This is a genomic window from Sphingomonas sp. LY54, assembly GCF_035594035.1.
In the GTDB taxonomy this organism is placed as follows: Bacteria; Pseudomonadota; Alphaproteobacteria; order Sphingomonadales; family Sphingomonadaceae; genus Allosphingosinicella.
The window spans coordinates 778,681-796,435 of record NZ_CP141588.1; the positions used below are offsets into that span (position 1 = coordinate 778,681).

Here is a 17,755-nt window from a genome sequence, read left to right on the forward strand (position 1 = left end):
TTCCCCATTCCATGCCGCCCGCTCTCGATCCTTCGGATCGGGACCGGCGTGCGGCCACGCTTTTGAGGTTCAGTAAGATGTCCGACACTTTCGACGTTGGCCTGATCGCGGCCAACCGTATCACCGAAGATATCCAGGCCGCCTTCTCGCAGCGTCTGGGCCGCCCGTTGACCGAGGCCGAGCAGGCGTTCGTCGGCGAGATGTTCGACGAGGACAGCATTGCCGCGCAGAGCTGGGCCTGGATGGACGCGTTCGAGGATCTCGTCGTCAGCAGCGAGGGCGTCGTCGGCAATCCCGCCGACTTCATCCGCAAATGGGGCAAGGCGTTCGGCGCCGGCTACCAGGAGATGTTCGGCGCGGAGGATGCGCTGGCCGACATCGTCGCCGTCGAGGACATGCTGAAGGCCGGGCGCAAGGTCGCCATCCGCTCCTATCGCCGCTTCGACGACCTGAAGAGCCGCTTCCGCTTCAAGCTCTACCATGACGGCGATGCGGTGCCGCTCGCCGACGTGCTCCCCATCCTCCACGACATGGGATTGAAAGCGCTCGTCGAGGAAGGCTTCCCGATCCGTCCGCGCGATGCCGGCAAGATCTGGGTCCACGAATATCTGGTCGACGATCCCAAGGGCGAAAGTCTCGTCTTCCGCCACGTCGAGCGTCCGTTCGCCGCCGCCTTCCTCGCCGCCTGGACGGGCGTGACCGACAGCGACGGCTTCAACCGCCTCGTGCTGGAGCTCGGCGTGTCGTGGCGCGAGACCGCTGTGCTGCGCGCGCTCGCCCGCTATCGCCAGCAGACCGGCCTCGATCCGTCGCAGGACGTCCAGATCGCTGCTCTTGTCGAGCATCCGGCCGTGGCGCGGCTGCTGCTCGATCTCTTCCACCTCCGCTTCGATCCCGCGACCGGCGCGAGCGCGGAGGAACGGGCCGAGGGTGCCGCGGGCATCACTTCCGCGCTGCAGGATGCGCTGCAGGCCGTCCCCAGCCTCGACGCCGACCGCGCGCTGCGTCGTATCATGGCGCTGATCAACGCCATCAAGCGCACCAACTTCTACCAGGCCGACGCCAATGGCGCGCCCAAGCCGCACATCGCCTTCAAGATCGCGAGCCAGGAGCTCGAGGACCTTCCCGAGCCCAAGCCCTATCGCGAGATCTTCGTCGCCGCGCCGCACGTCGAGGGCGTCCACCTCCGCTTCGGCGCCGTCGCCCGCGGCGGCCTGCGCTGGTCGGACCGCAAGGACGATTTCCGCAGCGAAGTGCTCGGCCTCGTCAAGGCCCAGCAGGTCAAGAACGCCGTGATCGTGCCGGTCGGCGCGAAGGGCGGCTTCTACGTGAAGGGCGCGCGCCCGGCCGACCCCCAGGCGGCGCGCGCGGCCGGCGTCGCCGCCTACCGCACGTTCCTCTCCGCGATGCTCGACGTCACCGACAATATCGACGCTGCCGGCGCGATCGTGCCGCCCGCCGACGTCGTTCGCCACGACGAGGACGATCCCTATCTGGTCGTCGCCGCCGACAAGGGCACGGCCAGCTTCTCGGACATCGCCAACGAGGTCTCGGAATCCTACGGCTTCTGGCTCGGCGACGCGTTCGCCTCGGGTGGATCGGCCGGCTACGACCACAAGGCGATGGGCATCACGGCGCGCGGCGCCTGGGAAGCGGTCAAGCGCCACTTCCGCGAGGTCGGCAAGGACATCCAGTCCGAGCCGTTCACCGCGGTCGGCGTCGGCGACATGTCCGGCGACGTGTTCGGCAACGGCATGCTGCTCTCCAAGTCCACCCGGCTGGTGGCGGCGTTCGACCATCGCGACATATTCATCGATCCCAATCCCGATCCCGCCACCTCGTGGGCCGAGCGCAAGCGCCTGTTCGATCTGCCGCGCTCGTCCTGGCAGGATTACGACAAGGCGAAGCTGTCGGCCGGCGGCGGCGTCTATTCGCGCAATGCCAAGACGATCGAGCTCTCCCCGGAAGCGCGCGAAGCGCTCGGCCTCGCCGAGGCCAGCCTCTCGCCGACCGATCTCATGCAGGCGATCCTGCGCGCGCCGGTCGAATTGCTCTACATGGGCGGCATCGGCACCTATGTGAAAGGCGCCGAGGAGACGCACCAGCAGGTCTCCGACAAGGCCAATGACGCGGTCCGCGTCGACGGCCGCGAGCTCAAGGCGAAGGTCGTCGGCGAAGGCGCCAATCTCGGCTTCACCCAGGCCGGCCGCATCGAATTCGCCCGCACCGGCGGCCGCATCAACACCGATGCGATCGACAATTCCGGCGGCGTCGACAGTTCGGACCTCGAGGTCAACATCAAGATCCTGACCGCTCTGGTCGAGGCGGCGGGCGAGCTCGGCCGCGCCGACCGCGACGCCCTGCTCGCCTCGATGACCGACGACGTGGCCGAGAACGTGCTCGCCAACAACCGCGCCCAGACGCTGGCCCTGAGCCTCATCGAAACCACCGCCGCGGCGGACATCGGCAGCCATGCCGCTTTGATGGACCTGCTGGAGCGCGCCGGCCGGCTCAACCGCCGCATCGAGGGCCTGCCCGACGCCGCCGCGATCGCCGAGCTCGAGCAGGAGGCGAAGGGGCTGACCCGTCCGGAACTGGCGGTGCTGCTCGCTTACGGCAAGCTCACCTTGTTCGAGGATGCGGTGAAGACGCAGATGCCTGACGATCCCCATTTCGAAGAAGTCCTGCGCGCCTATTTCCCGAGCGGGATCGAGGCGCACGCCGCCGCCCTGGAGAAGCATCCGCTGCGCCGCGAGATCATCGCGACGGTGCTGGTCAACAATCTCGTCAACGTGACCGGCCCGGCTTTCCCCTATGAAGCGATGCAGACCGTCGGCTGCGACGCCGGCGCGATCGTCTCGGCCTTCGCCATGGCCGGCAACCTGTTCGGCCTCGACGCGATGTGGCGGGACGTGGCGGGGCTCGCCGACACGGTCGACGCCGACACGCAGCTCACCCTCTATCGCCGCCTGGCCGACGCCTACCGCCACCAGGCGCAGCGTCTCGCCCGGCTCGACGGACGGACTTCGGCGCGCTGCCTCAGCGACACCTACGGCGCTCCGATCCGAGCGCTCGTCGCGGCCGGCGAGGATGCGCTCCTCCCCGCCGATGTGCAGCCCTATCGCGAGCAGGTCGCCGCCTGGGTCGCGGCCGGCGTTGCGCAGGAGCTGGCCGGGAAGATCGCTCTCCTCCCCTATCTGGAGGGCGCGGTTCCCGCCGCATTGCTGGCGCGCGAGGGCGCGGCGCCGGTCGCCAACGTCGCCTTGCTCTATCGCGAGATGGGCGCTTTGACCGGCCTGGAGGAGCTGCGCGCGGCCGCCGCCACGATGAAGGGCGGCGACCGCTTCGAGCGGCTCGCCATCGCGCGGCTCGTCGAGCAGACCTATGCAAGGCAGGAAAGCCTCGCGCGCCAGGCGATGGCCAAGTCGGCCTGCGTGGACTCGGCGGCAAACGCCTGGGCGGACGAGAATGCGGACCGCGTATCAAGCGCCCGCGACGAGCTCGAGCAGGTCCGGCGCGCGCCGGGCCCGTGGTCGCTCGGCCGCCTGACCGTCGCCGCGGCGGCGCTCACGGCCTGAAACCGGGGCGAGGATCGGGTCGGGTTTCCCGCCTGATCCTCGTCGCCCGGCTTATTCGACGGTGACGCTCTTGGCGAGGTTGCGCGGCTGATCGACGTCGGTACCCTTCACGACCGCGACGTGATAGGCGAGCAGCTGCACCGGGATCGCATAGACCAGGGGCGCGATCAGCGGGTGGACCTTGGGCATCTCGATCGTCGCGATCGTGCCCTCGCTCGCCTGCTTCAGACCCTCGGCGTCGGAGATCAAAACGACCTTGCCGCCGCGCGCCTGGACCTCCTGCATGTTGCTGACGGTCTTCTCGAAGAGCGGTCCCGACGGCGCGATCACGATCACTGGAACATTGTCGTCTATGAGGGCGATCGGGCCGTGCTTCATCTCGCCCGCGGCATAGCCCTCGGCGTGGATGTAGCTGATCTCCTTGAGCTTGAGCGCCCCTTCCATCGCCATCGGATAGTCCGGGCCGCGGCCGAGATAGAGGACGTCGCGCGCGCCGGCGATGAGCGGCGCCATCGCTGCGATCGCATCGTCATGCGCCAGCGCCGCGTTCATCGCCGCCGGCGCCTCGGTGAGGTGGGTGACGATCGCACTCTCCTCCTCCGCGCTCATCCGGCCCTTGTCGCGCGCCACCTTGGCGGCGAGCGCGGCAAGCACGGCGAGCTGGCAAGTGAAAGCCTTGGTCGAGGCGACGCCGATCTCGGGCCCGGCATGGGTCGGAAGCAAAAGGTCAGCCTCGCGCGCCATCGAGCTGGTCGGCACGTTGACGACGACGGCGATCTTCTGGCCCTGCTCACGGGCGTGGCGGAGCGCGGCGAGCGTGTCGGCGGTCTCGCCCGATTGCGAGATGAAGAGCGCCATCCCGCCCTTCTCCAGCACCGGCTCGCGGTAACGGAACTCGGACGCGATATCGAGCTCGACCGGAACGCGTGCGAATTGCTCGAGCCAATATTTGGCGACCATGCCGGCGTAGAAGCTCGTGCCGCAGGCGACGATCGTGATCCGCGGCACGTCAGCGAAGCTGAACTCCATCTGCGGCAGCGCGACCTTCTGCTCGAGCGGGCGCAGATAGGACTGCAGCGTCTGCGCGACCACGATCGGCTGCTCGTAAATCTCCTTCTGCATGTAGTGGCGGTGATTGCCCTTCTCGATCGCCGCCGCGCTCGCGCCCGAATGGGTGACCGGCCGCTCGACCGGATTGTCGTCGCGGTCGTAGATCTGCGTTCCCTCGCGCGTGATCACGACCCAGTCGCCTTCCTCGAGATAGGAGATGTTCTGGGTGAGCGGCGCCAGCGCCAGCGCGTCCGACCCGAGATAGGTCTCGCCCTCTCCATAGCCCACCACGAGCGGCGAGCCGAGCCGGGCGCCGATCAGCATGTCGGAATGGTTGCGGCACAGGATGGCGAGCGAAAAGGCGCCGTGGAGGCGCTTCAGGGTGCGCCCCACCGCATCCTTGGGGCTGGCGCCCTGTTCCAGCTCGCGCGCGACGAGATGGGCGACGACCTCGGTGTCGGTCTGGCTCTGGAAGCTGCGCCCATCGGCGATCAGTTCCTCGCGCAGCGGCCGGAAATTCTCGATAATGCCATTGTGTACCAGGGCGACGTCGCCGGCCATGTGCGGGTGGGCGTTGTCGCGGGTCGGGGCGCCGTGGGTCGCCCAGCGCGTGTGGGCGATGCCGACCTGGCCCGGCAGCGGGTCCGCGGCCAGTTCGCGGGCAAGATTGTCGAGCTTGCCCTCGGCGCGGCGCCGCTCGAGCCTGCCGTCGACGATCGTGCACAATCCCGCGGAATCATAGCCCCGATATTCGAGCCGCCGGAGACCGTTCAACAGCCGCTCGGACACCTCTTCCCGGCCCAGAATTCCGATAATCCCACACATAGATCGTCCCGTTCATCCTTGGGTTCGTCCCGGACTCCGAGGCCCCGGCAGGGGCATCACGGCGTCCGCTCAAAAATCGTGGCGTTATAGCGTCCTAGCCCGCCTGCTTCTTCGCCGCCATCGCCGCCTTGAAGCGTGCCGCCCAGCCGGGCCGGGCCTGTTGCTCGCCGCGCGCCACAGCCAGCGCGCCGGCCTCGACATCCCTGGTCACCACCGAACCGGCGCCGACCATCGCGTGGTCGCCGATCGTCACCGGCGCCACCAGCGCGCTGTTCGAGCCGATGAAGGCGCCCGCCCCGATCCTGGTCGGATATTTGAAGAAGCCGTCATAATTGCAGGTGATCGTGCCCGCGCCGATATTGGCGCCCTCGCCCACCTCGGCATCGCCGAGATAGGTAAGGTGGTTGGCTTTGGCGCCCTTGCCGAGCCGGCTCTTCTTCACCTCGACGAAATTGCCGACCTTGGCCTTCTCGCCGATGTCGGCGCCCGGGCGCAGCCGCGCATAGGGGCCGATCTCCGCCCCGGTCGCGATGGTCGCGCCCTCGATATGGCTGAACGCGCGGATGCACACCCCGTCGGCGATCCGCACGCCGGGGCCGAACACCACATTGGGCTCGATCACGCAGTCGCGGCCGATCAGCGTGTCGTGAGCGAACCAGACCGTGTCGGGCGCGACCAGAGTGACGCCGTCGGCCATCGCCTGCAGCCGCCGCCGCCGCTGCCATTCGGCCTCGACCAAGGCGAGCTCGGCGCGGCTGTTGACGCCGGACATCTCCCACGGCTCGGCCTCGATCACCACCGACTTGCGGCCTTCGGCGGCGGCGAGCATCACCACGTCGGGCAGATAATATTCGCCGGCGGCATTGTCGTTGCCGACCTTCGCCAGCAGCCCGAACAGATCCTCCGCCCGCACCGCCATCATGCCGCTGTTGCACAGGTTGACGGCGCGCTCCTCGGGCGTCGCGTCCTTATATTCGACCATCTTGGCGATCGCGCCGTCGCCGTCGGCGATGATCCGGCCGTAAGCGAGCGGATCCTCGGGCCTGAAACCGACCACGACGATGGCGGGCCCGTCCGACGCGTTCAGCCGGTCGAGCATCCGCGCCATCGTCTCGGCCTCGATCAGCGGCGTGTCGCCGAAAAGGATGACGACGTCGCCCTCGAAGCCAGCCAGCGCCTGCTCGGCCTGGCCGACCGCGTGGGCCGTGCCCAGCTGCTCCTCCTGGACGACGACCTCCCCGCCGCGCGCGGCGACCAGCCCCTCGACCTGCTCGCGCCCGCTGCCGACGACGACGATCTTGCGCGCCGGCCCGAGCGTCTCGAGCACGCCGAGCAGATGGTCCAGCATCGCCCGCCCCGCAATCGGGTGCAGCACCTTGTGCACATCCGATTTCATCCGCGTGCCCTTGCCGGCCGCGAGTATGACGGCTGCGAATTCCCTGGTCCGTGTCATGTCGTTTCCCGTGCTTCGTCCGCCCCATCGCATGGAAATCTTGGCAATTCCAGAGACGCGCCCCTAAGCGACCCGTCATGACCCTTATTCCCTTCGACGTCGTCGCCTTCGATCTTGACGGCACCCTCGCCGACACCGCGCCCGACCTTGCCGCCGCGCTCAACCACACGCTCGGCGCGCTCGGGCGGCCCGGCATCGATCCCGGCTCGGTGCGCAACCTTGTCGGCCACGGCGCCAGAGCGCTGATCCGCAAGGGGCTGGCGGTCTCCGGGTCCACATCGGAGGAACTGGTGGAACGCGGCTACCCCATCTTCCTCGAATATTATGGCGCCAACATCTGCGAAGGCACGCGCCTCTTCCCCGAGGTCGATGCGGCGTTGGACGCGCTCCGGGCAGCCGGGATCAGGCTCGCGCTCTGCACAAACAAGCCGGAAAGCCTGACCCATCTCCTGCTCGACGCCTTGGGCTGGACCGGGCGCTTCGACAGCGTGATTGGCGGCGACACGCTCGCGGTCCGCAAGCCCGATCCCGCCCCGCTCCACGAGGCCATCGCCCGCGCCGGCGGCGGCAAGGCCGTCTTCATCGGCGATTCGATCACCGACGCCGACACCGCCAAGGCCGCCCGCCTCCCCTTCGTCGCGGTCAGCTTCGGTTTCTCGGACCGGCCGGTCGAGCAGCTCGGCGCCGATGTGATCATCCATCATTATTCGGAACTGCCCGGCGCGCTCGCGCGGCTCTAGCGCGTCGCCTTCACCCACAGATGCCGCGCCAGCATCAGCGGCGGCATGCGCAGCCAGTGCGAGCGGACGTAGAAGGCCAGCCGCAAAAAGGGCCGCGTCTCCTGCCCCCATCCGTTGCGGGCGAGCAGGCGCAGCGCGAACAGCCGATCGGCGAGGGTCAGGCCACCCACGCCCGCGACCGGCGTGCCATAGAGAAAAGCGGCCAGCCGCAGTGCCCGGGCCGTCGGGCCGCTGAGCTGGTGCCGCCGCCTACGCTCCCGCAGCCGGTCCCAGAAACCGGGTTCCCTCGCGAACGCCCGCGCCAGCCGGTCGATATCCCACAAATTGCGCAGGCCGCCGGCCAGGTCGCCGTCCGCGAACAGGTGGCAGGCGGCGTGGATCACCATGTCCTCGCGGCAAAGCACGCGCAGCCCATTGTCTAGGGCGACGCTGTCGGCGATCATCGCCGCCGCGTCCGGCGTCGGCGTGGCGGTCAAGGGCAGGATCGTGTGGTGGACGTCGATCATCCGGTCGCGCTCGCGGTGGATCAGCGGCGGCAGCTCGTGCATCCAGCGGCGATAATAGAGATCGTCATAATCGTCCGCCTTCACCCACTCCCAGCCGGCGCCGAGCAGCGCCTCCTGGACGGAATCGAGGCTGGCGCGCGGCACCAGGATATCGAGGTCGCCGATCGAGCGGCCCGCCGATGCCGGTAGCCCGGCGGCGGCATAAGCGGTGCCCTTGAGCAGGATCACCGGCACGCCCAGCGGCTCCAACGCCCGCCGCGCCATTTCCGCTTCCCACAGTGCCTGGACACGCCCTTGGTCGTGATCGCGCCGGGCATCGTCCAGCAGCCGCGCCGCGCGCTCGGGAAGCGCCTGCCCTTCAAGCCGCCAAGCCAGGCTGCCGATCAACGATTCCGCGCGGGCGGCGGCGATGAGCGAAGTCCATTGCCGCGCGTCGAGCGACGCGGCCGAGGCGGGATCGCGCAATGCCGCTACGAGGAGGCGCGCGCCCGTCACAGGCTGCTCCACAACTCATCGACGAGCGCCAAGGCAGCCTCGGTGTCGGGATAATCGATCGCGCGCGCCGGCACGTCGCGGACCAGCGCCGCCAAGGCCTCGAACCCGATCTCGCCGAGTCCGACATAATTGGTCGAGGCCTGGGTCAGCCGTACGAACACTTCGGCCGCGCCGACCGTCCGCACTTCGGCGGTGAGATCGCGCCCGAATCGCGGGAACAGGATCAAGGCCGGCCGCGCCGGCTCGGCCATGCGTGCGAGCGCCTCGGCCTTGGGCCGCAAATGGCGGATCGAGCCCTTGGGCGTGCCGACCAGCAAAGGTCCCAACCGGCTCTGGTCGGCCACTCCAGCCACCACCGAGATCGCCCCGTTCTTGAGGCTGATCGCGCGAGGAAAAGCGTGGAGCAGGCCGGTCGCCGGGTCGAGCAAGGCGAATTCGTCGCCCATCAGCCGCCAACCGCGCTCGCCGAGGATCGCGGCGAGGGTGGACTTTCCCGATCCCGAATGGCCGGTCATCAGCAGCGCCCGCCCGTCTTTCTCGACGCTGGAGGCGTGCAGCAGCAGATAGCGCTTCTGGCCGAGCGCCATCTGGAGATTCATCCCCATTTCGGCGGCGAGCAGCCCGTGCGCGAGCGGCATCGGCGCGGCGTCGGGAAGGACATAGTCGCCGCGGATCGCCACCGCCGGCTTCAGCCAGCGCCGCCACGGCTTCTCCGCCTCCAGCCGCACGGTGAAGTCGCACGGCCCCTCAGGCGCCGGATAGCCGGCATAAAGCGACGCGAGCGCCTCGACCGGCGCCTTCCACTCGGACCCGACGCGGAACGCGACCGGGCCGACCTGGATTTCATGGACGTGCCTCATGCCGCGCGCTTGCTCCCCGGCGAAAGCCGGGGTCCAGCAGCGCCCTCCGCCTGGGCCCCGGCTTGCGCCGGGGAACTGCGGTGGATGAGCCCCGCCGCCTCGAGTTCGTCGAGCCGGGGCAGAAGCGCGTCACGGTCCCCATCGACATCGAAGCCGGCCGCCATGCGGGCGAGGATTTCGTCGGCCGTCGCCGGATCGTCGGCGATCGCGGCCAGGATCTGCGGCGCGGGCGCCGCCAATATATGGGTGGTGCCCGACGGCCGGTGGTAGAGCGCCGTCAGCCCGTCCAGCTCGATCAGCCGGACGTCGTCCGCGCGATCGGCGATGTAATGAGGACCGGCCATGGCGTCCGGCCGGTGATCAGCGCGGCATCTGCAGCGAGGCGTAGCAGGTGAAGCCGCTCATCCCCGCCTGCAGACGGCGAATATAGTTGGCGTAGGCCTGGGCCGCCTGGCTGTCGACGCCGACCGGAGTGCCGCCGCGCAGCAGCACCTTGGCTTCCTCACCGGTCAGCGGCCGCGCCGCCGGCGGGAAGGAGCCGGGCGTGCCGGGCGCCACCAGCGATCCGTCCTGGGCGATATACTGGCCCGCCGCCTGGGGCGCGGGCACCGGAATCTGGCAGCTCAGCACGGAGCCGGCGGTCTGGGCGAGCGCCGGCTTGATCGTCACCACGGTCGAAGCCGCGGCTGCGCCGAGCGCGAGCACGATGCGGCGGCTGGGCTGGGCCGCGCCCTCTTCCGGCTCTGGGTTCATCTCGCTCATAGGCCGTCTCTAACGCACCCTTGCTTTCATAAGCGTAAAGCCGCTGTTTTTCGACCGGTGGCGAGAGCGGTGCGATCCCGCTATGGGACGGCGCCATGGGTTCCAATCGTTTCTTCCGGCCTGTTGCAGCCGTTGTCGCCGCCCTTGCGGGGCTCGTCGCCGCGACTTCTGCCGGTGCGCCCCTCGTCGCGGCGCTGATCGCGATCGTCGCCGGCGCGATCGCGCTCGCCGTGCTGGCGGCGCCCGGCACGGCCGAGCCGGCCAGCGAGCCGGTGGCCGAGGGCAACGGCGATTCGTTCCTGCCCGAGACCGAGGTTATGGTGGACGCCGTCGATTATCCGCTGCTGGTCGTCCGCGAGCGCCGCGTGATCCTCGCCAATCTCGCCGCCAAGGACGTGCTCGGCGCGCATATCGAGGGCGTCGACGTTCGGCTCGGCATCCGCCATCCCGCCGCCGCCGAGCAGCTTCTCGTCGAGCAGATGGACGGTCCCAGCCGCACCGAGCTGGTCGGCCTCGGCGGTGAGGACCGGCGCTGGGACATGACGATTGCCCCCCTCCCCGACGGCAGCCGCCTCGTCCGCTTGGTCGACCGCAGCGAAGCCCACGCCGCCGAGCAGATGCGGGTCGATTTCGTCGCCAATGCCAGCCACGAACTGCGCACCCCGCTCGCGACGCTGATCGGCTTTGCCGAGACGCTCCACGACGACGACAGCGCCGACCCCGCCACCCGCAAGCGCTTCCTGTCGATCATGTCGGGCGAGGCGCGGCGCATGCAGCAGCTCGTCGAGGACCTGATCTCGCTGTCGCGGATCGAAGCCGAGCGCTTCTCGGTCCCCCGCGACCCGGTGCCCTTGCTGCCGCTGGTCGAGGAAGTCCGGGCGGGCTGCGCGCAGCTGATTGCCGAGAAGAACAGCCGGATCGAGATCGAGGGCGCCGACATTGCTCCGGTCGTGCCCGGCGACCGCGCCCAGTTGCTGCAGCTGCTGCGCAACCTCGTCATCAACGCGCTGAAATATGGCCGGTCCGGCGAGCCAGTCACCGTGCGCTTCGACGAAGCCGGCCCCGACATGCTCCAGCTCAGCGTCGTCGACCGCGGCGACGGCATCCCCGCCGAGCACCTCCCCCGCCTCACCGAACGATTCTACCGCGTCGATCCCGGCCGCAGCCGCGCAATCGGCGGCACCGGGCTCGGCCTCGCCATCGTCAAGCATATCGCCCAGCGCCACCGCGGCCGGCTGGAGATCGCCAGCGTGGTGGACCAGGGGACGGCCGTGCGCGTTACGCTGCCATTGTCATCAAAGAGTCACGCAAGCGTCACAGAAACCACTTCCAGCGGCCCTAGGGACGAGCCGGAAGCCGCATAACGGCGCTAATGGAGGCAAATTTGACCAAATCGATTCTCACCGCGGCAGTGGCCGCGCTTGCGCTTACCGCATGCGGCCAGGGGGGCGGCGCCGGTGGCGAAGGTGGTGCCCGCCAGCAGATCCGCGTCGTCGGCTCCTCGACCGTCTATCCGTTCACGACCGCGGTCGCGGAGCGTTTCGCCCAGGCCAACCCGTCGTTCAAGGCGCCGATCGTCGAATCGACCGGCACCGGCGCCGGCATGAAATTGTTCTGCGCCGGCGTCGGCGCCCAGCACCCCGACGTCGCCAACGCCTCGCGCCGCATCAAGAAGTCGGAGCTCGAGGATTGCGCCAAGAACGGCGTCAACAAGGTCGTCGAAGTCCAGGTCGGCATTGACGGCCTCGCCTTCATCGAGGCCAACAGCGCCCAGCCGATGAAGCTCACCGTCGAGGACGTGTACAAGGCGATCGCCGCCAATCCGTACGGCAAGCCCAACACGGCCAAGACATGGAAGGACGTCAATCCGGCCCTTCCCGCGGTCAAGATCCAGGTTTACGGCCCGCCGCCGACCTCGGGCACCCGCGACGCGCTCGCCGAAATGATCCTCGAAAAGGGTTGCACCGCCGACGCGGCGATGAAGGAGCTCAAGAAGACCGACGAGGACAAGTATAAGGACGTCTGCACCAAGGTCCGCGAGGACGGCGTCTATGTCGAAGCCGGCGAGAACGACAACCTTCTCGTCCAGAAGGTCTCGGCCAATCCGGGTTCGGTCGGCGTCATGGGCTATTCGTTCCTCGACGAGAATGCCGACAAGGTCCGCGGCATCCCGCTCGGCGGCGTGACCCCGACCTACGAGACCATCTCGACCTTCGACTATCCGGGCGCCCGTCCGCTCTACATCTACGTCAAGGGCGAGCATGTCGGCGTCATCCCGGGCCTCAAGGAGTTCCTCGCCGAATATGCGAAGGGCTGGGGCGACAAGGGCTATCTCGTCGAGCGCGGCCTGATCGCCTCGCCGGCCGACGCCCAGGCTTCGGCGGCTGCCGCGGCCACGGCGCTGACCCCGGTCGACGCTGCCCAACTCAAGTAATGACTTTTGCGCCGGACCTGCTTAGCGGGTCCGGCGCATGCTTTTTTCAACGCCGCGGAGACAAGCGGCGACTTAGGGAACGACCACATTGTCGCTAGCAGCGATCGCCTTGCTGATCTTGGGGCTCGGGCTTGTCGCCTGGCTGACCGCACGCGCGAAGGCTGCCGCCTTCCCCCGTGCCGGTGGGGCGCGTCCCCACTCGCTCCCTTCCTACCATGGCTGGTATGTCGCCCTGTGGGCGGTCATTCCCGCTTTGCTGTTCCTCGCCGTGTGGAGCAGCGTCTCGGGCTCTCTGGTCACCGACGCGGTGCTCGCCAGCCCGGCGGCGCAGACCCTGCCGACCGAGCCGATGCAGCGCGGCGCGATCCTCGCCGAGGCGCGCGCGCTCGCCAACGGCAGCGCCCAGGCCGCCTTCGCCCCGCAGGCCACGCAGCTCGCCCCCGCTTATAAGGAAGCGTCGGACCATTATGGCCTGATCGGCGGCACGGTCGCGTTGCTGCTCGCCTTTGCCGCCGGCGCCTTCGCCTTCACCCGCCTGTCGCCGCATTTCCGCGCCCGCACCCGGGTCGAGCGGCTGGTGATGGGCGTGCTGCTGATCGCCTCGCTGATCGCGATCCTGACGACGCTCGGCATCGTCCTCTCGCTGATCTTCGAATCGTTGCGCTTCTTCGCCAAGGTCAACCCGGTCGAGTTCCTGTTCGGCCTCAACTGGAGCCCGCAGACCGCGATCCGCGCCGACCAGGCCGGCTCGTCGGGCGCGTTCGGCGCCATTCCGCTGTTCTGGGGCACGATCTTCATCGGCGCGATCATCGCCATGATCGTCGCCATTCCCTTGGGGCTGATGAGCGCCATCTACCTCACCCAATATGCCAGCCAGCGCGTCCGCGCCTGGATGAAGCCTCTGCTCGAGATCCTCGCCGGCGTCCCGACCGTGGTCTACGGCTATTTCGCCGCCCTGACGGTGGCACCGATGATCCGCGATCTCGGCACGTCGCTCGGCATCCCGTCCTCGTCCGAGTCGGCGCTCGCCGCCGGCCTCGTCATGGGCATCATGATCATCCCGTTCGTCTCCTCGATGGCCGACGATTCGATCGCCGCGGTGCCGCAGGCGATGCGTGACGGTTCGCTGGCGATGGGCGCGACCAAGTCCGAGACGATCAAGAAGGTTCTCGTGCCCGCGGCCCTTCCCGGCGTCGTCGGCGGCGTGCTGCTCGCCGTCAGCCGCGCGATCGGCGAGACGATGATCGTGGTGATGGCTGCCGGTCTCGCCGCCAATCTCACCGCCAATCCGTTCGCCAGCGTCACCACGGTGACGACCCAGATCGTCCAGCTGCTGACCGGCGACCAGGAATTCGACAGCGCCAAGACGCTCGCCGCCTTCGCGCTCGGCCTCGTCCTGTTCCTCGTCACTCTGGCCCTCAACATCGTCGCGCTCCGCGTGGTGAAGAAATATCGCGAAGCCTATGAATGACATGACCGCCGGCGCCGCTCCCAAGCGCGCCCCGACCGACTGGAAGGCCGATGCGATGCAGAAGCGCATCCGCCGCCGCTATGCGGCCGAGCGGCGCTTCCGCCTGGTCGGCCTCGGCGCAGTTTTGCTCTCGGCCGCCTTCCTCGCTTTCCTGCTGGTGACCATGGTCGCCAACGGCGCCAGCGGCTTCACCCAGACCGAGGTGAAGCTCGACATCGCCTTCCCGCAAAGCGAATTGTTCCTCGATCCAGCCGCGCTGCAGGATCCGGCGACAGCCGACGCCGCGCTGGCCGGCGCCGATATCGAAGGGACGATGCGCGCCGTCGCCGAACAGCGTTACGGCGCGATCGGGCCGGCCCTGCTGTCCGACTCCGCGTGGCCGCGGATTCGCGAACGCATCAAACAGGAGCCCGCGATCCTGAACGGAACGGCGACCTTCTGGCTGCCGGCGTCGGACGGGCTCGACGTTGCCGCCAAGGGCGAAGGCGCGCCCGAGGCCGAGGCCGCCTACCGGCGCCTGCAGGAGGCCGATGCCGTGCGGACCGGCTTCAACGCCAATTTCCTCACCGGCTCGGATGCCACCGATCCGACCGCGGTCGGCATCTGGGGCGCGTTCAAGGGCTCGCTGCTGACGATGATGGTGACGCTCGCTCTGGCCTTCCCGATCGGCGTCCTCTCGGCCATCTATCTAGAGGAATATGCCCCGCGGAACCGCTGGACCGACCTTATCGAGGTGTCGATCAACAACCTCGCGGCGGTGCCCTCGATCATCTTCGGCCTGCTCGGCCTGGCCGTGTTCCTGAATTTCATGCACCTGCCGCGTTCGGCGCCATTGGTAGGCGGCATCACGCTCGCCTTGATGACGATGCCGGTCATCGTCATCGCCGGCCGCAACGCGATCAAGTCGGTGCCGCCGTCGATCCGCGACGCCGCATTGGGCATCGGCGCCAGCCGCGTCCAGGTCGTCTTCCACCACGTATTGCCGCTGGCTCTGCCCGGAATCCTCACCGGCACGATCATCGGCATGGCCCGCGCCTTGGGCGAGACGGCGCCCTTGCTGATGATCGGCATGCGCGCGTTCATCGCCTCCCCGCCGGGCGGCTTCACCGATCCGGCGACCGTGCTGCCGGTGCAGATCTACCTCTGGTCGGACGAGGTCAGCCGCGGCTTCGTCGAGAAGACCTCGGCCGCGATCATCGTCCTCCTCGTCTTCCTTCTCGCGATGAATGGCCTCGCCATCTATCTCCGCAACAAATTCGAACGGCGCTGGTAATATGAACGACCAAACGATGAACGACCTCGCCACCCCGCAAGCGAACGGCAACGGCGGCGCGCTCAAGATGATCGCGCGCGACGTCAACGTCTTCTACGGCGACAAGCAGGCGATCGACCGGGTGTCGATCGACATCAGCCAGGAGAATGTCACCGCCTTCATCGGCCCGTCGGGCTGCGGCAAGTCGACCTTCCTGCGCACGCTCAATCGCATGAACGACACGATCCCCAACGCGCGCGTCGAGGGCAGGATCGAGCTGGACGGCGACGATATCTACGCCTCGTCGATGGACGTGGTGCAGCTCCGCGCCCGCGTCGGCATGGTGTTCCAGAAGCCGAACCCCTTCCCCAAGTCGATCTACGAGAATGTCGCCTACGGCCCCCGCATCCACGGGCTCGCCGCCGGCAAGGCCGATCTCGACCAGATCGTCGAGAAGTCGCTGAAGCGCGCCGGCCTCTGGGAAGAGGTCAAGGAGCGCCTGCAGGAAAGCGGCACCGCCCTTTCCGGCGGCCAGCAGCAGCGCCTCTGCATCGCCCGCGCGATCGCGGTCGATCCCGAAGTCATCCTGATGGACGAGCCCTGCTCGGCGCTCGATCCGATCGCCACCGCGAAGATCGAGGAGCTGATCCACGAGCTGCGCGGCCGCTACGCGATCGTGATCGTTACCCACAATATGCAGCAGGCCGCGCGCGTCTCGCAGCGCACCGCCTTCTTCCACCTCGGCCACCTCGTCGAATATGGCGACACGTCCGAGATCTTCACCAATCCGCGCGAGACGCGCACCAAGGATTACATCACCGGCCGCTACGGCTGAGAAGGATCAGGGACATGGGTACCAGCGCACATACCGTCAAAGCCTTCGACCAGGATCTTGACCAGCTCCGCGCCTCGATCGCGCAGATGGGCGGCCTCGCCGAAGCCGCGATCGCGGAAGCGATGCGGGCCCTCGTCGACCGTGACACCGAGGCGGCGAACCGCGTCGTTGAGAATGACAAGAAGATCGACGCCCTCGAGGCCGAGGTCGAGCGCAACGCCGTCCAGCTGATCGCGCTGCGCGCGCCCATGGCGGACGACCTTCGCGAGGTGGTCGCCGCATTGAAGATCGCCGGCGTGGTCGAGCGGATCGGCGACTATGCCAAGAACATCGCCAAGCGCGTCCACATCATCGAGGGTTCGAGCAAGATCGAGCCGCTGTCGCTCCTTCCGGAAATGGCGCGGATCGTCGCCGAGATGGTCCGCAACGTGCTCGACGCCTTCGCCGCGCGCGACGCGCAGAAGGCTGTCGCCGTCTGTGAACGCGACCGCGCGGTCGACGATTTTTACAACAGCATCTTCCGGACGCTCCTCACCTTCATGATGGAGAACACGCACAACATCACCGCGGCGACGCACCTGATGTTCATCGCCAAGAACCTGGAGCGGATGGGGGATCACGCCACCAACGTCGCAGAGATGGTCTATTTCGCAGCGACCGGGGAGCACATGGCCGAGCGTCCGAAGGGCGAAGATCCGACCCAGTCAGAAGTGACTCATGGTTAAGGGACACATATTGCTGGTCGAGGACGATCATGCCCTCGCCGAATTGCTGACCTACAATCTCGAGAAGGAGAACTTCAAGGTCACTCAGACTCCGGACGGCGACGAGGCCCTGCTCCTCGCCTCCGAGACTCCGCCGGACCTGATCCTGCTCGACTGGATGATCGAGGGCGTGTCCGGCATCGAGGTCTGCCGCCGCCTGCGCCGCCGCCCCGAGACCGCCAACGTCCCCATCATCATGCTCACCGCGCGCGGCGAGGAAGGCGATCGCATCCGCGGCCTCGAGACCGGCGCCGACGATTACGTCACCAAGCCGTTCAGCCCGCGCGAGCTCGTCGCCCGCGTCGCCGCCGTCCTGCGCCGGGTCCGCCCCGCTCTGGCCGGCGAGCAACTGAACTATGCCGATCTCGAAATGGACATCGTCAGCCACAAGGTGCGGCGCGGCGGCCAGCCGATCGCGCTGGGCCCGACCGAATTCCGCCTGCTGCGCCATTTCCTCGAGCATCCCGGCCGCGTCTTCTCGCGCGAGCGCCTGCTCGACAGCGTCTGGGGCCACGACAGCGACATCGAGCCGCGCACCGTCGACGTCCACATCCGCCGCCTGCGCAAGGCGATCAACGAGGGCGGCCGCGCCGACATCATCCGCACCGTCCGCTCGGCCGGCTACGCGCTCGATTCCGAGGGCCGGCTCTGATCCGGGCTCGCTCGGGATAAAAATCCGTCCGACATCGTTACACCTTCGCAACTGGGGCATTGCCGCTGGCGTGGGAGC

General features: G+C 68.2%; 15 protein-coding genes. 9 read left to right on the forward strand and 6 right to left on the reverse strand.

Annotated elements, in window-relative coordinates; genetic code table 11:
• Nucleotides 1–77 precede the first annotated feature (77 nt).
• On the forward strand, nucleotides 78–3,578 hold the full coding sequence (locus SH591_RS03895; protein ID WP_324750611.1) for an NAD-glutamate dehydrogenase domain-containing protein: 3,501 nt from the start codon (nucleotides 78–80) through the stop codon (nucleotides 3,576–3,578).
• Between the two features lie 51 nt (nucleotides 3,579–3,629).
• Here SH591_RS03895 and glmS read toward each other — a convergent pair whose 3' ends face one another.
• Both glmS and glmU read right to left on the reverse strand, forming a co-directional pair.
• A complete protein-coding gene (glmS, locus tag SH591_RS03900; protein WP_324750612.1) occupies nucleotides 3,630–5,453 on the reverse strand; it encodes a glutamine--fructose-6-phosphate transaminase (isomerizing) in 1,824 nt (607 codons plus the stop codon).
• A gap of 94 nt (nucleotides 5,454–5,547) precedes the next feature.
• Complete coding sequence (gene glmU / locus SH591_RS03905; protein WP_324750613.1) at nucleotides 5,548–6,906, reverse strand: bifunctional UDP-N-acetylglucosamine diphosphorylase/glucosamine-1-phosphate N-acetyltransferase GlmU; 1,359 nt, start codon at nucleotides 6,904–6,906, stop codon at nucleotides 5,548–5,550.
• A 77-nt stretch (nucleotides 6,907–6,983) separates the two neighbouring features.
• Between glmU and gph the strand changes: the two genes are divergently transcribed.
• The gene (gene gph / locus SH591_RS03910; RefSeq protein WP_324750614.1) at nucleotides 6,984–7,646 is read left to right on the forward strand and encodes a phosphoglycolate phosphatase; all 663 of its coding nucleotides are present in this window, start codon (nucleotides 6,984–6,986) and stop codon (nucleotides 7,644–7,646) included.
• On the opposite strand, the gene SH591_RS03915 is transcribed toward gph, so the two are convergent.
• Genes SH591_RS03915 through SH591_RS03930 form a run of 4 tightly spaced genes read right to left on the reverse strand, consistent with a single transcriptional unit; the run spans nucleotide 7,643 to nucleotide 10,269 of the window.
• Nucleotides 7,643–8,647: a nucleotidyltransferase domain-containing protein gene (locus SH591_RS03915; protein ID WP_324750615.1), complete on the reverse strand. Its 1,005-nt coding sequence runs from the start codon at nucleotides 8,645–8,647 to the stop codon at nucleotides 7,643–7,645. The two genes, gph and SH591_RS03915, sit on opposite strands and share 4 nt — an antisense overlap.
• The gene (locus SH591_RS03920; protein ID WP_324750616.1) at nucleotides 8,644–9,507 is read right to left on the reverse strand and encodes an HprK-related kinase A; all 864 of its coding nucleotides are present in this window, start codon (nucleotides 9,505–9,507) and stop codon (nucleotides 8,644–8,646) included. The genes SH591_RS03915 and SH591_RS03920 overlap by 4 nt, the downstream gene beginning before the upstream one ends.
• The gene (locus tag SH591_RS03925; RefSeq protein WP_324750617.1) at nucleotides 9,504–9,851 is read right to left on the reverse strand and encodes an HPr-rel-A system PqqD family peptide chaperone; all 348 of its coding nucleotides are present in this window, start codon (nucleotides 9,849–9,851) and stop codon (nucleotides 9,504–9,506) included. Before SH591_RS03925 ends, SH591_RS03920 begins: the two co-directional genes overlap by 4 nt.
• 16 nt (nucleotides 9,852–9,867) lie before the next feature.
• Nucleotides 9,868–10,269, reverse strand: coding sequence for a hypothetical protein (locus SH591_RS03930; protein WP_416222337.1), 402 nt, complete (start codon nucleotides 10,267–10,269; stop codon nucleotides 9,868–9,870).
• 95 nt (nucleotides 10,270–10,364) lie between these two features.
• Here SH591_RS03930 and SH591_RS03935 point away from each other — a divergent pair, with 95 nt between their 5' ends.
• The 7 genes from SH591_RS03935 (at nucleotide 10,365) to phoB (ending at nucleotide 17,677) form a co-directional block, all read left to right on the forward strand.
• Complete coding sequence (locus SH591_RS03935; RefSeq protein WP_324750618.1) at nucleotides 10,365–11,633, forward strand: ATP-binding protein; 1,269 nt, start codon at nucleotides 10,365–10,367, stop codon at nucleotides 11,631–11,633.
• 8 nt (nucleotides 11,634–11,641) lie between these two features.
• Complete coding sequence (locus SH591_RS03940) at nucleotides 11,642–12,703, forward strand: substrate-binding domain-containing protein (RefSeq protein ID WP_324750619.1); 1,062 nt, start codon at nucleotides 11,642–11,644, stop codon at nucleotides 12,701–12,703.
• Nucleotides 12,704–12,791: 88 nt separating this feature from the next.
• Nucleotides 12,792–14,174: a phosphate ABC transporter permease subunit PstC gene (gene pstC, locus SH591_RS03945; protein ID WP_324750620.1), complete on the forward strand. Its 1,383-nt coding sequence runs from the start codon at nucleotides 12,792–12,794 to the stop codon at nucleotides 14,172–14,174.
• Complete coding sequence (gene pstA / locus SH591_RS03950) at nucleotides 14,167–15,447, forward strand: phosphate ABC transporter permease PstA (RefSeq protein ID WP_416385206.1); 1,281 nt, start codon at nucleotides 14,167–14,169, stop codon at nucleotides 15,445–15,447. The genes pstC and pstA overlap by 8 nt, the downstream gene beginning before the upstream one ends.
• Nucleotides 15,448–15,463: 16 nt before the next feature.
• Nucleotides 15,464–16,261, forward strand: coding sequence for a phosphate ABC transporter ATP-binding protein PstB (pstB, locus tag SH591_RS03955; protein ID WP_322832304.1), 798 nt, complete (start codon nucleotides 15,464–15,466; stop codon nucleotides 16,259–16,261).
• A 14-nt stretch (nucleotides 16,262–16,275) separates the two neighbouring features.
• Nucleotides 16,276–16,986, forward strand: coding sequence for a phosphate signaling complex protein PhoU (phoU, locus tag SH591_RS03960; RefSeq protein ID WP_322831670.1), 711 nt, complete (start codon nucleotides 16,276–16,278; stop codon nucleotides 16,984–16,986).
• Nucleotides 16,979–17,677 (forward strand): phosphate regulon transcriptional regulator PhoB, encoded by a 699-nt coding sequence (gene phoB, locus SH591_RS03965; RefSeq protein ID WP_322831671.1) that lies wholly within the window; start codon nucleotides 16,979–16,981, stop codon nucleotides 17,675–17,677. The genes phoU and phoB overlap by 8 nt, the downstream gene beginning before the upstream one ends.
• Nucleotides 17,678–17,755 lie beyond the last annotated feature (78 nt).

What these genes read in the sequence shown, in the direction of transcription:
- SH591_RS03895 (WP_324750611.1), top strand. Translation starts at nt 78, where the DNA reads ATGTCCGACACTTTCGACGTTGGCCTGATCGCGGCCAACCGTATCACC.
- glmS (WP_324750612.1), bottom strand. Translation starts at nt 5,453, where the DNA reads ATGTGTGGGATTATCGGAATTCTGGGCCGGGAAGAGGTGTCCGAGCGG.
- glmU (WP_324750613.1), bottom strand. Translation starts at nt 6,906, where the DNA reads ATGACACGGACCAGGGAATTCGCAGCCGTCATACTCGCGGCCGGCAAG.
- gph (WP_324750614.1), top strand. Translation starts at nt 6,984, where the DNA reads ATGACCCTTATTCCCTTCGACGTCGTCGCCTTCGATCTTGACGGCACC.
- SH591_RS03920 (WP_324750616.1), bottom strand. Translation starts at nt 9,507, where the DNA reads ATGAGGCACGTCCATGAAATCCAGGTCGGCCCGGTCGCGTTCCGCGTC.
- SH591_RS03925 (WP_324750617.1), bottom strand. Translation starts at nt 9,851, where the DNA reads ATGGCCGGTCCTCATTACATCGCCGATCGCGCGGACGACGTCCGGCTG.
- SH591_RS03930 (WP_416222337.1), bottom strand. Translation starts at nt 10,269, where the DNA reads ATGAGCGAGATGAACCCAGAGCCGGAAGAGGGCGCGGCCCAGCCCAGC.
- SH591_RS03935 (WP_324750618.1), top strand. Translation starts at nt 10,365, where the DNA reads ATGGGTTCCAATCGTTTCTTCCGGCCTGTTGCAGCCGTTGTCGCCGCC.
- SH591_RS03940 (WP_324750619.1), top strand. Translation starts at nt 11,642, where the DNA reads ATGGAGGCAAATTTGACCAAATCGATTCTCACCGCGGCAGTGGCCGCG.
- pstA (WP_416385206.1), top strand. Translation starts at nt 14,167, where the DNA reads ATGAATGACATGACCGCCGGCGCCGCTCCCAAGCGCGCCCCGACCGAC.
- pstB (WP_322832304.1), top strand. Translation starts at nt 15,464, where the DNA reads ATGAACGACCTCGCCACCCCGCAAGCGAACGGCAACGGCGGCGCGCTC.
- phoU (WP_322831670.1), top strand. Translation starts at nt 16,276, where the DNA reads ATGGGTACCAGCGCACATACCGTCAAAGCCTTCGACCAGGATCTTGAC.
- phoB (WP_322831671.1), top strand. Translation starts at nt 16,979, where the DNA reads ATGGTTAAGGGACACATATTGCTGGTCGAGGACGATCATGCCCTCGCC.